10 protein-coding genes are annotated in these 15,614 nt (G+C 59.4%); 5 read left to right on the top strand and 5 right to left on the bottom strand.

Annotation, left to right across the window (positions count from 1 at the left end; genetic code table 11):
* Positions 1-91: 91 nt before the first annotated feature.
* The 3 genes from ACM6IV_RS05490 to ACM6IV_RS05480 form a co-directional block, all read right to left on the bottom strand.
* Positions 92-3,766: a translocation/assembly module TamB domain-containing protein gene (locus ACM6IV_RS05490; RefSeq protein WP_414869058.1), complete on the bottom strand. Its 3,675-nt coding sequence runs from the start codon at positions 3,764-3,766 to the stop codon at positions 92-94.
* Positions 3,763-5,490: an autotransporter assembly complex protein TamA gene (locus tag ACM6IV_RS05485; protein WP_414869057.1), complete on the bottom strand. Its 1,728-nt coding sequence runs from the start codon at positions 5,488-5,490 to the stop codon at positions 3,763-3,765. The genes ACM6IV_RS05490 and ACM6IV_RS05485 overlap by 4 nt, the downstream gene beginning before the upstream one ends.
* Before the next feature lie 66 nt (positions 5,491-5,556).
* Positions 5,557-6,207, bottom strand: a complete 651-nt coding sequence (locus tag ACM6IV_RS05480; protein WP_064389274.1) for a GNAT family N-acetyltransferase — start codon at positions 6,205-6,207, stop codon at positions 5,557-5,559.
* Between the two features lie 298 nt (positions 6,208-6,505).
* On the opposite strand from ACM6IV_RS05480, the gene xthA reads away from it, so the two are divergent.
* Positions 6,506-7,318, top strand: a complete 813-nt coding sequence (gene xthA / locus ACM6IV_RS05475; protein ID WP_414869056.1) for an exodeoxyribonuclease III — start codon at positions 6,506-6,508, stop codon at positions 7,316-7,318.
* Positions 7,319-7,505: 187 nt separating this feature from the next.
* Positions 7,506-8,840, top strand: a complete 1,335-nt coding sequence (locus tag ACM6IV_RS05470) for a substrate-binding domain-containing protein (protein WP_414869055.1) — start codon at positions 7,506-7,508, stop codon at positions 8,838-8,840.
* Positions 8,841-8,971: 131 nt separating this feature from the next.
* On the opposite strand, the gene ACM6IV_RS05465 is transcribed toward ACM6IV_RS05470, so the two are convergent.
* A complete protein-coding gene (locus tag ACM6IV_RS05465) occupies positions 8,972-10,201 on the bottom strand; it encodes an acyl-CoA dehydrogenase (protein ID WP_414869054.1) in 1,230 nt (409 codons plus the stop codon).
* A 171-nt stretch (positions 10,202-10,372) separates the two neighbouring features.
* Between ACM6IV_RS05465 and ACM6IV_RS05460 the strand changes: the two genes are divergently transcribed.
* The 3 genes from ACM6IV_RS05460 (at position 10,373) to ACM6IV_RS05450 (ending at position 12,962) form a co-directional block, all read left to right on the top strand.
* The gene (locus tag ACM6IV_RS05460; RefSeq protein WP_016986544.1) at positions 10,373-11,302 is read left to right on the top strand and encodes a LysR family transcriptional regulator; all 930 of its coding nucleotides are present in this window, start codon (positions 10,373-10,375) and stop codon (positions 11,300-11,302) included.
* A gap of 212 nt (positions 11,303-11,514) precedes the next feature.
* Positions 11,515-11,913: a MerR family transcriptional regulator gene (locus tag ACM6IV_RS05455; protein WP_042559912.1), complete on the top strand. Its 399-nt coding sequence runs from the start codon at positions 11,515-11,517 to the stop codon at positions 11,911-11,913.
* A gap of 149 nt (positions 11,914-12,062) precedes the next feature.
* On the top strand, positions 12,063-12,962 hold the full coding sequence (locus tag ACM6IV_RS05450) for a hydroxymethylglutaryl-CoA lyase (RefSeq protein ID WP_414869053.1): 900 nt from the start codon (positions 12,063-12,065) through the stop codon (positions 12,960-12,962).
* Between the two features lie 671 nt (positions 12,963-13,633).
* Here ACM6IV_RS05450 and ACM6IV_RS05445 read toward each other — a convergent pair.
* Positions 13,634-15,331: an AMP-binding protein gene (locus ACM6IV_RS05445; RefSeq protein ID WP_414869052.1), complete on the bottom strand. Its 1,698-nt coding sequence runs from the start codon at positions 15,329-15,331 to the stop codon at positions 13,634-13,636.
* Positions 15,332-15,614 lie beyond the last annotated feature (283 nt).

Here is a 15,614-nt window from a genome sequence, read left to right as displayed (position 1 = left end):
TGGCGCACACAACAATCATGTACGCCGCAGAAGCTTGTGAGAGCTGGCTTGCCAGCGATTGAAGTGACTCGGTTTTGAAGGGGGGCGCGCTTTAGAAATCGCGCTTGTAGAAAATATCCAGCGAACTCGCAACGCCACTCGCCGCTTCAACGTAAACCTTCTTGCTCAGCTTGTAGCGCAACGCAATGGTACTCGCCGGTTCAAACACGCCAACGCCATAACGCAAACTGAGCTTCTCGGTAATATTGCCGCTGGCCACAACACTGGTGGCATCGCCGCTGCCCGCCGTGTCGAGTTGGAAGTCCTGAATCCCCAGATCCTTGGCCAGCCCGCTGGTGACCCCGGAACTGCCCATCAAGCCCAGACCCAGCGCCGCTTGCGCGAGCATGTTGTTGTCTTCACCGTTGGTGCTCAGTGGGCGACCGAGTACCAGATAGGACAACGCCTGCTCCTGACTCATCGCCGGCTCGGAGAAGATCTGCGTGGTCGGCTGCTCGGCGCTGCCGCTCAGGCGAATACCGGCGATCACGTCGTCGGTCTGGCGAATCGCTTCGATGTCCAGATACGGCTGATCGAGGGGGCCGGCGAACAACAGCCGCGCACGGCGCACTTGCAGGCGCTGACCGTAGGCACTGTAGCGGCCGTCGTTGAGCCACAGCTCACCGCGGGTATCCATGTTGTCGCCGATGTGCACATGACCTTGCACGTTGGCGGTCAGGCCAAATCCGGCGAAGGCCAGTTTGTCTTCGCCCACGACCACGTCGATGTCCATTTTCATCGCCAGCGGTGGTTTGCCCTCTTCGGTCTGCGCGCCGACGATGATCGTGTCGTCGGAGACTTTCACCGTTGACGGCGGCAGTTCGCGCACAGTGATTTCACCTCTGGGCACCTGCACTTTGCCGGCGATTTTCAACTCGTCGCCGGCCATGGAGATCTTCAGGTCCGGCGCCACTTCCAGCTTGGCATACGGCTCGACGGTGACCGGCAATTGCGTGCCTTTCAACGCCAGATCAACCACCAGCGCCTGACCCCAGGCGACGTTGCCGTTGAGGCTGCCCTGCCCGCTCTTGCCGCTTTTCCAGCCGCCGTCGAGGCGCACCGATTCACCGGCAATCACAGCGGTGAGTTGCAGATTCTGCAGCTCCATCGGCAACTCGGCGCCGGACACTTCGCCGTCGCTGAGTTGCACGGTGCCGTTGACCAGCGGCGCGAGCAATCCACCGGAAATCGTGCCGCTGCCATTCAGGCGTCCGGTGAGTTTCTCGATCATCGGCACAAACGGCCGCGCCACCGACAGATCCAGCCCGCTGAGGCGGAACGAGCCACTCAGCGGTTTGTTTTTCGGCAGCGGATTGAGCTGCGCCTGCACCAGCAGTTCTCCGAGTTTGCCGCCGACGAAATTGAGTTCGGTGTCGACGCGCTTCGGGGTGAGTTTGCTGGTCAGTTTCAGGGTCTGGTACGGGAAATCCAGCCACTGATCTTTCTCTCGCATGCGCAAGGTGCCGCCGCTGGCGTCAACGCTGACAACGCCGTTCGGGCCGCTGGCCGGCAGATCCAGTTGCAGATCGGCGTTGAGTTTGCCTTGCCAGGCGAAGTCTTTCGGCAACCATTGCGCCAGACTTTCGATCGGGAATTGCTTGAGGTGATAGCGCAGTTTCGGCTCTGGCATCAGCCGTTGATCTTCACCGCACAGGCTGGCATTGCCGGACATCCAGCAATGCGCGCCGAAGTTGATTTTGCCGTCGGCCAGACGTTCGAGTCTGGCCGGATTCTGCAGTTTCCAGTCCTGGCCACCGGCTTGAATGTCGCCGGTGGCCAGGCGACCGCGCCAGTTGCCTTTGTCCAGATTGCCGTCCAGACCGAGGGCCAGTTTCAGCTTCGGCCCGATCAGGTCGAGGTTGAGTTTCTGGCTCTTGATGTCACCTTGAGCGCTGGCAGTCAGCGTACCCAATGAAGTGTCACCGGTCTGAATGCCGGCGCCTTTCAGATCGATCTTCGCCCGTTGCGCGCTGTCGAGGGTGGCATCGAGGTTGAGGCTTTGCAGGCGATTGTCCTGAAACGCCAGTTGCGAACCTTGCAGGTCGAGTTTGCCCTGCGGCGCCTTGAGCGTACCGGCGACGTTCGCCTGGCCAGTGACCTGCCCGCGCAGTTGCGGCCAGAGCTGGGCCAGACGCGACAGCTTGATGTCGATCTGCCCGGTGAGTTTCTGTTGCAGGCTGCCCTTGCCGCTGATGCTGTTGTCACCGAGGCGGATTTGCAGGGCGTTGAGATTCCACTGTTCGCCCGCGCCGTCAGCCTTGGCCTGGAGGATCGCCGGTTGCCCGCGCAGTTTGCCTTTGAGGTCCAGGTCAGCGGTCAGGCTCAGGCGCTCGTTCTTCATTTCGCCTTTGCTCTTCAAAGGCCCGGCCAGGGTACCCGGCAATTCGGCGACCCAGTACGCCGGATTGAGCGCCGACAGCTCCAGCGCAGTATCCCAGGCGATACCGTCAGCGAACTGTACGTTGACGTGACCTTCAGCCTTGCCCTGCCCGGCCTCCATTTTCAACTGCGGCAAAGCGATCTGTTCAAGACTGCCGCTGAACGGACTGCTGAGGGTGAACGCGCCCGCCGGGCCATCCAGCGCGGCGGCGAAGTTACCGAGGTACTGACCGTCGGTGTAAGAGACTTCACCAGTAAACGTACGCAAGGCGACTTGTGGCTCATCGATTTCGTTATAGAGCCGGTGCCACGGGAAATCCTGCCAGTTGATATTGGCTTGGGCGCTGAGGCCTTTGCTCCAGTCGACGCTGCCGGTGAGTTTCAGGCCTTGTTTGTCGTTGGCGGTGAGGTCGAGGCCGGCGATTTGCGCGCCGCTGGCGTCGACTTTGCCTTGGAGCAGCAGCGCCACCGGACCTTTGTCGGCGGGCAGCGTGGCGTTGCCGTTGAGCTGGTAACCGTTTTTCAGGTCGCCCTCGCCGGTCAGCACCAGTTGATTGAGTTGCAGGGTGTCCGGCAAATCGGCGCTCGGCTTGAACGCTTGGGAAGTGATGCGCACCTTGGCCGGCTGATTTTCCACCAGTGGCTGCAGCTCGCCGCTCAACTGACCGTCGAGGTAGCCACGGCTGTCGGCGTGCAGGTTGAGGGTTTTCAACAGGTCGCCGTCAATCTTCAAGGCCAGCGCCCACGGCCCCGTACCCGGCGATGGCAACGTCAGGTCACCGGCAATGTTCAGTGGCCAGTTGCCGCTCGGTTCGAGTGTGCCGGACAGGTTCAGGCTGAGCTCGTCGCGCTGTAATTTGACGCTGTCGATCTGCATGCCCTGAGCGGTCCAGTGCGCCGCCAGTTGCAGACCTTTAAGCTGTTCGCTGCCATTGAACAACAGGCTGCCGACCTGCACGTCGCCCAGTTCGATGGCCACCGGCAATTGCAGATCCGGCAGTTTGATCGGGCCGCTTTCGGTGACTTCTTCGCTCGGCGGGAATTGCAGAATGACCTGATCGGCCTTGAGCTGTTCGATGCACAAGGTCATGCGCGTCAGGCACAGCGGCGACCAGGCAAATATCGCCTGATTCAGCTCGACGCGGCTGCTGCCTTGCTGCCACACCAGATGATCGGCGCTCCATTGCCCGCCGAGGCGACCCTGAAAATTGTCCACGCTCAGCCCCGGTACGAGGCCCAGTACCCAACGGCTGCCGGCCGCCGTGCCGAGCACGGCGGTGACACTCAATACAATCAACAACACCAACGCGAGCAGCGTCAGTGCCGTTATTTTCAAACCACGCTTCACAGCTCAGGCCCCATGGAAAAGTGCAGCCGGATGCCGCCATCGTCGTCGAGTGCGTGGGCCAGGTCGAGGCGGATCGGCCCCACCGGCGAAACCCAGCGCACACCAATACCGACCCCGGTCTTGAGGTTCGGCAGTTCGAGTTTGTTGAAGGAATTGCCCTGGTCGACGAAGGTCGCGACGCGCCATTTTTCGGCGATCGAGTACTGATACTCGACGCTGCCGGCGACCATATAACGGCCGCCGATGCGGTCGCCGTCAGAGTTTTTCGGCGACAGACTCTGATAGTCGTAACCGCGCACGCTCTGATCGCCGCCGGCAAAGAACCGCAGCGATGGTGGAATCGAGTTGTAGCCGTTGGTGGCGCTGCCGCCGACCTGCACACGACCGAGCAAGCGGTGCTTGTCGAACACCGTGGTCAGGCCTTTGACCAGCGCCGTGCCGTATAAAAGGTTGTTGTCGGAACCGAGACCTTCCTTCGCCACTTTGCTTTCGAAGCTCAGGCGATAACCGTTGTGCGGGTCGATGCGGTTGTCGCTTTTCAGGTACGAGTAACTGATACCCGGCATCAACAAGGTGCTCAGGCCCGAGTCGTCGCCGAGTTCATATTCTTCGCGCTGCCATTTCAGCGAGATCACCCGCTGCCAGCCACTCGGTAATTTGCTGTGCCATTCCGGGCCGAAAGTCAGCAGTTTGCTGAGCGTGTCGGAACCGTCGATGTCTTCGAACTGATAACCGCCGGCCCAACGCAATTTGTCGGTCAGCGGCGGGTCGAGCGGGATGTCATAGAACAGCCCGACGTTTTGCCGCGGTGCCGAGAGTTCGGCTTCCCAGCCATAGCTGTCGCCCTGCGGGTTGACCCAGTGGCGCGTCCAGTTGGCTTTGATGCGCGGGCCGACGTCGGTCGAATAACCGAGGCCCAGGCCCATGGTGCGCGGCTTGCGCGTGTCGAGTTTGACGTCCACCGGGATCACGTCATTTTTTGCCGTGGTCGGTGCGGCATCGACACGCACGCCTTCGAAATAGCCGCTCGATTGCAGGTCGCGGTTGAGTTCGGCGATCAGCTCGGAGTCATAGGGTTCGCCTTCCTTGAACGGCACCATGCGTTGCAGCAGGTCTTCGTCGAACGGCGTGTCGCCTTCGAATTTGACTTTGCCCAGCGCATACCGCGGGCCGCTTTCGTAGATCAGTTCGACGTCGGCCACCCCGGCGCGCGGGTCGACCATGAGTTTTTGGCTAGTAAAGTGGCCGCTGAAGAAACCGAAGCGCGAGGCCTGATTCTGGATAAGTCTTTTGGCGTCTTCGTAACGGCCATGGTTGAGCACCGCGCCGGACTTGAGCGCATCACTTTTCGGCACACGAAAGGATTTGAGGGAAGCCGCCGGGCCGTCGACACGAATGGTGACATTACGCAGGCGAATCGGCTCGCCGGGATCGATGTTCAACACCAGACGCGGCTTGTCGCCGCCCTTGACGTCACTGTCGATCTGCGGCTGGTAGTATCCCAACGCCTGGGCCGCTTTGCGCGCCTGCTCTTCGGCGCCGCGACTGAAGCGCAGCAGGGCTTCTTCGTCACGGTCGCCGAGGCTGCCGATATAGCCTTCTATATTGGCTTTAAGTTCATCGTTGGACGGTTTGATCCGCACGTCCAATTCACTTTGCGCCAGCGCCGTGCAGCTGGTTAACAGCAGGAGCACGCCACTGGTAAATCTTCCTGGAAACTTCATAGGCGCGGATGCTATCACGGGCTTGGGAGCGTGATAGAACAGGAAATTTCCCCAGAAGTTCGATTGTTATGCTGTTGCAGTTTGTAACACCTGCGGATTGGCGTGGAAAAATACGTGTTCGCGCACCGGCCCGACGGCAACTTCGCCGATCTCTTGGTAACCCTGCCGTTTATAAAACTCCAGGTAACGCGGGTTGCCGGTATCGAGCACCACGCCCTGCGAGGTTTCGTCGACGGCGCACCAGTTGTGTACCGCCGTCAGCAATTGTTCGCCGAAGTGTTTGCCCTGAAACTGCGGATGAATGCCCAGCAGCGGCAGCATGTGCACCGAGTCGCTGGGCACGCAGGCGGCAACGGCGTCGTGGTATTCCAGATAGCGGCGGGTGCAGCGGAAACCGGTGCTGAGCACCATGCGCAAACGCCACGCCCAACTTTCGGTGATGCCCAAACGCCGTTGCGGCGGCGCGATCAGGGCGATGCCGATGAGGCGATCGTTGACCAGCAGGCCGATGGCCGGCAGATCCTGCAGAAAGTGTTGCTTGACCAGTTCCCGCACGGTTGCCCGCACGCGTTGTTCGTAGCCGGGGCGCTCGGCTTCGAACAGGTAGCCGAAGGTCGGTTCGTGGCGATAGGCCTGATACAGCAGCGAGCGGGCTTCGCGGGAATAGCCGCGGTCGAGCATATGAATGTCGGCGATGGCGGTCTGGGTTTCAGGCATGGCGATGATTCTCCCCGGGGCGCGTTCAAATGGCGGCGCTCTTGTTGGTACGAACCTTTTGGTGGCGGCGTGGTTCCCCACAGGTATAGACCAACTCGGGATCTTCATCGACTGGGCGGACGCCTTCGCGAGCAAGCCCGCTCCCACAGGGGGATTGCGTTCCAAAATGTGGGAGCGGGCTTGCTCGCGAAGGCGTTCTCATCAACAACAAAAATCCGACAGACCAAAATGATTTGTCCCACACTGGCCCATTTCCCCCCTGTCAGCTAGCATCGCCCTTTTGCCAGGACTGCCGACCATGAAGATTGTTTCCTTCAACATCAACGGACTGCGTGCCCGTCCGCATCAGCTGGCAGCGCTGATCGAAAAACACCAGCCGGACGTGATCGGCCTGCAGGAAACCAAGGTCCACGACGACCAGTTCCCGCTCGAAGAAGTCCGCGCCCTCGGCTATCACGTGCATTTCCATGGCCAGAAAGGCCATTACGGCGTGGCGATGCTCTCGCGCCAGGAACCGATCGCCATTCACAAGGGTTTCGCCACCGACGAAGAAGACGCCCAGCGTCGCTTTATCTGGGGCACCTTTGCCGACGCCAATGGCGTGCCGGTAACGATCATGAATGGTTACTTCCCACAGGGTGAAAGCCGCGATCACCCGACCAAATTCCCCGCCAAGCAGCGCTTCTACAGCGATCTGCAGGCACTGCTGGAAAGCCAGTTCCACAATGAACAGCCGCTGGTGGTGATGGGCGACGTGAACATCTCCCCGGAAGACTGCGACATCGGCATCGGCCCGGACAACATGAAGCGCTGGCTGAAAACCGGTAAATGCAGCTTCCTGCCGGAAGAGCGCGAGTGGATGGCACGTCTGAAAAACTGGGGTTTGACCGACAGCTATCGCCACCTCAACCCGGACGTGACCGACATGTTCAGCTGGTTCGATTACCGCAGCCGTGGGTTCGAGGATGAACCGAAACGTGGGCTGCGCATTGATGTGATTCTGGCGTCCCATGGTTTGTTGCCGCGGGTGAAGGCGGCGGGTGTGGACTATGAACTGCGCGGGATGGAAAAGCCCTCGGACCATGCGCCGATCTGGCTTGAACTCAGCTGATCCCAAGCCTTACGCAATACCTGTAGGAGTGAGCCTGCTCGCGATGGCGGTGAATCAGTCGACATACATTTGACCGGTACACCGCTATCGCGAGCAGGCTCACTCCTACATTGGTTAGTTGTCATCTTTCGGTCATGCGCCTGACTTAATCTCCCCGGCAATCCCCTTGGCTTGATTCGGTGCCGGCATGACCCTGCGTGTTCTGTGCGTTTTTCTCTTGAGTGCCTGGCTGACGGTTTCTGCCGCCGCCCTGCCCCTTCCTGAAAACGGCCCGGCATTGCGCATTCAGGGCTCCAACACCATCGGCGCCGAACTCGGTCCGGCACTGGTTGAAGGCTTGCTGCAAGAGCAAGGCTTGCTGAAAATCCACCGCGAAACACTAGACACTACCAATGAATTGCGCATCGTAGGCCAGACCAGCGAAGGTAAACGCATGGTCGTTGAAGTCGCCGCCCACGGTTCCAGCACCGGTTTCACCGCGTTGAAAAACGCCAGCGCCGACCTGGCCGCGTCCTCTCGCGAGATCAAGGACAGTGAGCTGCAAACCCTGCAGTCACTGGGCGATCTGAAAAGCGCCGCTGCTGAACAAGTCATCGCCATCGATGGCCTGGCGATCATCCTTCATCCCGACAATCCACTGCAGCAACTCGACACCGAGCAACTGGCGCGGATCTTCGCCGGCGAAGTGAAAACCTGGGAAGACCTCGGCGGTCGCGGCGGCGCGATTCATTTATATGCACGGGATGATCAGTCCGGTACCTACGACACGTTTAAGGAACTGGTCCTCAATCGTCGCGGGAAAAGTCTGAGCAACGCTGCGAAAAGATTTGAATCCAGCGAGCAGTTATCCGACGCCGTCAGCGCGGATCCACAGGGCATTGGCTTCATCGGTTTGCCTTACGTGCGTCAGGCCAAAGCCGTGGCGATTGCCGATGGCGCGTCGCAGTCGATGCTGCCGCTCAACAGCCTGATCGCTACCGAAGACTATCCACTGTCGCGGCGCTTGTTCTTCTATCTGCCGCCCGACAGTAGCAATCCGTGGGCGAAAGCCTTGGTGACGTTTGCACAAAGTCGTCAGGGTCAGGCGATTGTGGCCGCCAACGGTTTTATCAGCCAGACCGTGCACGCCATGAGCGTCGCACCGAATGCGCTGATGCCCGAGGGCTATCAATCCCTCAGCCGTCACGCCCAGCGTCTGACGGTGAATTTCCGTTTTGAAGAAGGCAGCGCGACGCTGGATAACAAGGCACGTCAGGACCTGGCGCGGGTGTTGGACTATATAAAGCGCCACGACAAGACCGAGCGTGCGGTGACGCTGGTGGGTTTTGGTGATGCCAAGGATGACCCGGCGCGGGCGGATCTGCTGTCGAAGCTGCGGGCGATGGCAGTGCGGCGGGAGTTGGTTAAAAACGGCGTGGTATTGCGCGAGGTGCGCGGCTTTGGCGCGTTGATGCCGGTGGCGGCGAACACTGTGGATGAGGGCAGGATCAAGAATCGGCGGGTTGAGGTTTGGGTGTATTGAGCCTGATGGTTATGTACTGAATGTTCCGGCCCCTTCGCGAGCAAGCTCGCTCCCACATTTAACCGCATTCCAATTGGAAGAATGCGATCCCATGTGGGAGCGAGCTTGCTCGCGAAGCAGGCGACGCGGTCTTAATGACCGCTACGCAGCATTTCCTTCGGCACATACTTGCCGATCTCGAACTTGCCGATTGCCGCGCGGTGCACTTCGTCCGGGCCGTCGGCCAGGCGCAAAGTACGTTGCATGGCGTACATGTAGGCCAACGGGAAATCGTTCGACACCCCTGCCCCGCCATGCATCTGGATCGCCCGATCAATCACGCGCAATGCCACGTTCGGCGCGACGACTTTGATCTGCGCGATCTCGCTCTTCGCCACTTTGTTACCGACGGTGTCCATCATGTATGCCGCTTTCAACGTCAGCAGGCGCGCCATGTCGATTTCCATCCGCGAGTCGGCGATCTTGTCGACGTTACCGCCCAGACGCGCCAGCGGCTTGCCGAACGCCGTGCGGCTCACCGCACGTTTGCACATCAACTCCAGTGCCCGTTCAGCCATGCCGATCGAGCGCATGCAGTGGTGAATCCGGCCCGGGCCAAGACGTCCCTGAGCGATTTCGAAACCGCGGCCTTCACCGAGCAGGACGTTTTCGTACGGTACACGCACGTTGTCGAACAACACCTCGGCGTGGCCGTGCGGCGCGTCGTCGTAGCCGAACACCGGCAGCGGACGGACGATTTTCACCCCGGGGGTGTCGACCGGCACGAGGATCATCGAGTGCTGCGCGTGACGCGGGGCATCAGGATTGCTCAGGCCCATGAAGATCAAAATCTTGCAGCGCGGATCGCAGGCGCCGGAGGTCCACCATTTTTTGCCGTTGATCACCCACTCGTCGCCATCACGCACGGCGCGGGCAGCCATGTTGGTCGCGTCGGACGAAGCAACATCCGGTTCAGTCATGGCGAAGGCCGAGCGAATCTCACCGCGCAGCAGCGGTTCGAGCCAGCGCTGTTTTTGCTCTTCGTTGGCGTAGCGCACCAGCACTTCCATGTTGCCGGTGTCCGGTGCCGAGCAGTTGAACGGCTCCGGCCCCAGCAGGGAACGGCCCATGATTTCCGCCAACGGCGCGTATTCGAGGTTGCTCAGGCCAGCGCCCAGCTCAGACTCAGGCAGAAACAAATTCCACAACCCCTCGGCCTTGGCCCTGGCTTTGAGCTCTTCCATGATCGCGGTCGGCTGCCAGCGATCGCCTTCGGCGACCTGGCGCTCGAACACCGCTTCGGCCGGGTAAACGTAAGTGTCCATGAACGCGGTCACGCGCTCACGCAGTTCTTGCACCTTGGGCGAATAAGCGAAATCCATGAGCAATTACCTTCTTTGGCAGAGGTTGTTTAAGTCATGCAATCGATGCTAGAACAGCGTTGATAATTTACCTAGCCTATTCTCGGCGTGTATAAACATTCATCACCGATATATGATCCGCTGATCGTCAGCCCCAAAACACTTGCACTTAATAACAAGAGAAGCCGCGTTATGAATCTGAGCAAGGTCGACCTCAACCTTTTCATCGTCTTCGACGCGATCTATACCGAAGCCAACCTGACCCGCGCCGGACAGATCGTCGGCATCACCCAGCCAGCGGTGTCCAACGCCCTGGCACGGCTGCGCGAGACCTTCAACGACCCGCTCTTCGTGCGCACGGCTCAAGGCATGGTGCCGACGCCGATGGCGCAGAACATCATCGGTCCGGTGCGCAACGCCCTGTCGCTGCTGCGTGTGTCGGTGCAGGAAAGCCGCATCTTCAACCCGGCGCAAGCGGTCAAGACCTACCGCATCAGCATGACCGACCTCACCGAAGCGGTGATTCTGCCGCCGCTGTTCCAGCGCCTGCGCCGTCTGGCGCCGACCGTCATCATCGAAAGTTTTCTGTCCAAACGCCGCGAGACCACCAAAGAACTGGCCGCCGGGCGTCTGGATTTTGCCGTGGATGCGCCGCTCAACACCGACCCGCAAGTGCGTCACGTCAAACTGATGGAAGACCGCTACGTCTGTGCGATGCGCAAGGGCCATCCGATGGCAGGCAAGGAAAAACTCTCGCTGGATGATTATCTGTCGCTGACCCATATCCATATTTCCAGCCGTCGCAGCGGTTTGGGTTATGTCGATCTGGCGCTGGGCAAAATGGGCATTCAGCGCAAGATCGCCCTGCGCTCGCAGCATTATTTGATGGCGTCGCAGGTGATGCAGCAGACCGACATGGTCATGACCGTGCCGGAGCGCTTTGCCCGTCGCCATGAGCTGCAGGCGTTTAACCTGCCGGTGAATGATGTGCCGCCAGTGGAGACGCATCTGTATTGGCATGAAAGCACCGATCAGGATCCGGCGAATCGCTGGATGCGCGAGCAGATGATCGAGTTGTGCCAGCAGGTGACAGCACAGGAGAAAAAGCTGGATAAGGTGTAGGGCTTTTTACCGCGTCATCGTTCTTCGTCGGAACGCCGCCCGGAGACAAGCCCGCTCCCACAGTTGACCGCGTTCCTCCAGATGGAATGCAATAAAATGTGGGAGCGGGCTTGCTCGCGAAGGGGCCATCAAATACAACACAAATCATCCTGCTTGACGTAAACGTCAACCTGCCATTAGCTTAGCGCCAGAACCTTTTTTCGAGCGCTTTCATGAGCAGCCAGACCTACAGCATTTCCGACCTCGCCCGCGAGCTGGACATCACCACCCGGGCGATCCGCTTTTATGAAGAGCAAGGCCTGCTCAGCCCTGAGCGCCGTGGCCAGGAACGCATCTATTCACCACGCGACAAGGTCAGCCTGAAACTGATTCTGCGCGGCAAGCGCATCGGCTTTTCGCTGGCCGAATGCCGAGAGCTGATCGAGCTTTACGACCCGTCCAGCGGAAACACGAAACAGCTCAACAGCATGCTGGCGAAAATCAGCGAACGCCGCGAACAGCTTGAGCAACAGTTGCTGGATATCGAACAAATGAAGCTGGAACTCGATACCGCCGAAGAACGTTGCGTGCAGGCGCTTGAACAAACCCTCAAGAGCCAGCAGGCGATCTAACGGATCGAACACCATCCCTTGTGGGAACGGGCTTGCTCGCGAATGCGATTTACCAGTCGACAAATATGTTTCTGATACACCGCATTCGCGAGCAAGCCCGCTCCCACAAGGGTTCCTCATTTCACTCAGAAATTTGAGCAGGTCAGCCCATGTCCCTCCCCTCCCAAGTACGCCTGATCGAAGTCGGCCCGCGCGATGGCCTGCAGAACGAAGCCCAACCGATCAGCGTGGCCGACAAGGTGCAACTGGTCGATGCCCTCAGCGCCGCCGGCCTTGGCTATATAGAAGTCGGCAGTTTCGTCTCTCCGAAATGGGTGCCGCAAATGGCCGGTTCTGCCGAGGTATTCGCGCAGATCCAGCGCAAACCCGGCGTGACCTACGGTGCACTGGCGCCGAACCTGCGTGGCTTTGAAGATGCCATCGCCGCTGGGGTCAAGGAAGTCGCCGTCTTCGCCGCCGCCTCCGAAGCCTTCTCGCAGCGCAACATCAATTGCTCGATCAACGAAAGCCTGACGCGCTTCGCACCGATCATGGAAGCCGCAAAGCAGCACGGCGTTACCGTGCGCGGTTACGTGTCCTGCGTGCTCGGTTGCCCATACGAAGGCACGGTCGCGCCGGAGCAAGTGGCGATGGTCGCCCGTGAGTTGTACGCGATGGGCTGCTACGAAGTTTCGTTGGGCGACACCATCGGCACCGGCACAGCGGGCGCGACCCGTCGCTTGTTCGAAGTGGTGTCGGCGCAGGTTCCGTGCGACAAGCTCGCCGGGCATTTCCACGACACTTACGGCCAGGCCATGGCCAACATCTACGCCAGCCTGCTCGAAGGCATTTCGGTGTTCGACAGCTCTATCGCGGGCCTCGGCGGCTGCCCGTACGCCAAAGGCGCGAGCGGTAACGTTGCCACCGAAGATGTTGTGTACCTGCTCAACGGCTTGGGTATTGAGACCGGTATCGACCTGGACGCCTTGATTGCCGCGGGTCAGCAGATCAGCGCGGTACTCGGTCGCCCGACCGGTTCGCGCGTGGCCAAGGCTCGTAGCGCACAGTGAGGGGCAAAGGTGTTACCGCTGTGTCCGGAAGGTGGGTTGAAGCGAGTAACACGGAAACAAATTGTCTGGTTCTGCCAGGATGAAAATCCTCGATATTTTTTAAGATGCTGATTTAAAAGGATTTTTAAAAGTTGGCACGGCTTCTGCTATCTCTATGGCATAACAAGAATAAAAAGCAGCAAACCAATAAAAACAAAACGTACCGACTCTGACATAACAAAAACAACACGGCAGAGACGCAGCTAACAGATTTTTTTGGAGAAGGTGTGCTTTTCAGGGTGCTCTCAGGAGTGACCCGCAACCGGGCAGAGAACAATAAAACTACCTTCAGGTAGCTCCCGAATCGGTTGGATCGCTTGGCGAGAAAGCAGATCAGCGCTCAAAAAAATACGTTTGCTCTTGATCCCGGATGGGGGTCGCCCAAAACAGCGGTAAAGGGCCACGGTTGCCAAAAACAACAACAGACCGACCCTCAATAATAAAAAAGAGCACGCGACGACAAAATTAAAGGGGAGCCTCGGCTCCCCTTTGTGCTTTCTGTGATTCCTCTTTCCAACACCGCTTATCCCCCCTGTGGGAGCGAGCTTGCTCGCGAATGCGGTGTGTCATCAACAAAGATATTGGCTGATCTGACGCCTTCGCGAGCAAGCTCGCTCCCACAGTGGTTGCGGTTAACGCTCGATTGTTTTCAGTTCTTCGATACTGATCTCACGCATTCTGAATTTCTGAACCTTGCCCGTGACCGTCATCGGAAACTCCTCGACGAACTTGAAGTGCCGTGGCGTCTTGAAGTGCGCAATGCGTTCCTTGCACCAGGCCTGCAGCTCCAGTTCCGAAGCGCTGTGGCCGGGGTGGAATTTGATCCAGGCAACGATCTCTTCACCGTAACGCGAGCACGGAATGCCGATTACCTGCACATCCGCCACCGCCGGGTGGGTGAAGAAAAACTCTTCCAGTTCGCGCGGGTAAATGTTCTCGCCGCCACGAATGATCATGTCCTTGTTACGCCCGGCGATGTTGACGTAACCCTCCTCGTTCATGCTCGCCAGGTCGCCGGTGTGCATCCAGCCCGCGTCATCGACGGCTTCAGCGGAGGCCTGCGGATTGTTCCAGTAACCGAGCATTACACTGTAACCACGGGTGCACAGTTCGCCGATGGTGCCGCGTGGCACGAGATTGCCGGCCTCGTCGATGATTTTGCTTTCCAGCTGTGGCTGGGTGCGGCCGACGGTGGTCACGCGCAATTCCAGCTCGTCGTTCGGCCCGGTCTGCAGCGACACCGGGCTGGTTTCGGTCATGCCATAGGCGATCTGTACTTCACTCATGTGCATCTCGCTGATGACCCGGCGCATCACTTCGATCGGGCACGTCGCACCGGCCATGATCCCGGTGCGCAGGCTCGACAGATCGAATTCGGCGCGTTGCGGATGGTCGAGCATGGCGATGAACATGGTCGGCACCCCATACAGCCCGGTGGCCTTTTCCTCGGCGACGGTTTGCAGGGTCAGTAACGGATCGAATGCGTCACTGGGATAAATCATCGTGCTGCCGTGGGTGATGCAGCCGAGATTGCCCATGACCATGCCGAAGCAGTGATACAGCGGCACCGGGATCACCAGACGATCGCGCGGGGTCAGGCCGATGCTGTCGCCGACCATGTAACCGTTATTGAGGATGTTGTAGTGACTGAGGGTTGCGCCCTTGGGGAAACCGGTGGTGCCGGAGGTGTACTGGATGTTCACCGGTTGATCGAAGTGCAGGCTGTCGCTGCGTTCGTTCAGTTGCTCGGGAGAGATGCTGGCGGCCAGATCGGTCAGTTGCGACCACGGCAGAAAACCGGACGGGGGTTGCGCGTCGAGGCTGATCACTCCGCGCAATTCCGGCAGCCGCTCGCTGCGCAGTTGGCCGATGGATTGCTCGGCCAGCTCCGGCACCAGTCCCTGCAACATGCCGTGGTAGTCGGACGATTTGAACGCCCCGGCGCAAACCAGCCATTGGCAACCGGATTGTTTGAGCACGTATTCGAGTTCGGAGCTGCGGTAGGCCGGGTTGATGTTGACCAGGATCACGCCGATTTTCGCCGTAGCGACTTGGGTGATGCACCACTGCGCGCAGTTTGGTGCCCAGATCCCGAGCCGGTCACCGGCCTGTAAACCCAAGGCGAGCAACGCTCTGGCATGCAGATCCACCGCATCGGCCAGTTGTCGCCAGCAATAGCGCAGGTGCTGATGGCGCACGACGAGCGCTTCGCCGTCGGGATACTGCGCGACAGTCTGGTCGAACTTCTGCCCGATGGTCATCGCCAGCAAGGCTTTGTCCTGAGAACCGCGGGTGTAACTGCGCTGCGGGTTTGCACTAGGTTGATCCATGACGACCCCTATTGTCTTTATTAGTGGGTTTTGCCGGATTCATTCCCTGTGGGAGCGAGCTTGCTCGCGAAGAGGCCAGCAGATTCAACATCCGTGTTGACTGATCTGACGCTTTCGCGAGCAGGCTCGCTCCCAAGAGGTCTGCTCCGTTTCAATCTTGAACTGTCCTTACTCTCGCTCAAGTTGACGTTAACGTAAAGGGTGATTGACAGCCATCCATCGCAGGCTTACGTTAACGTAAAGGTGAGAGCTGATTGACCGCTCTCCCCACCCTACAAAAAAG

The sequence above is a fragment of the Pseudomonas sp. IT-347P genome, assembly GCF_949768005.1.
GTDB lineage: Bacteria > Pseudomonadota > Gammaproteobacteria > Pseudomonadales > Pseudomonadaceae > Aquipseudomonas.
This window is presented reverse-complemented; position numbering and strand designations above follow the sequence as displayed.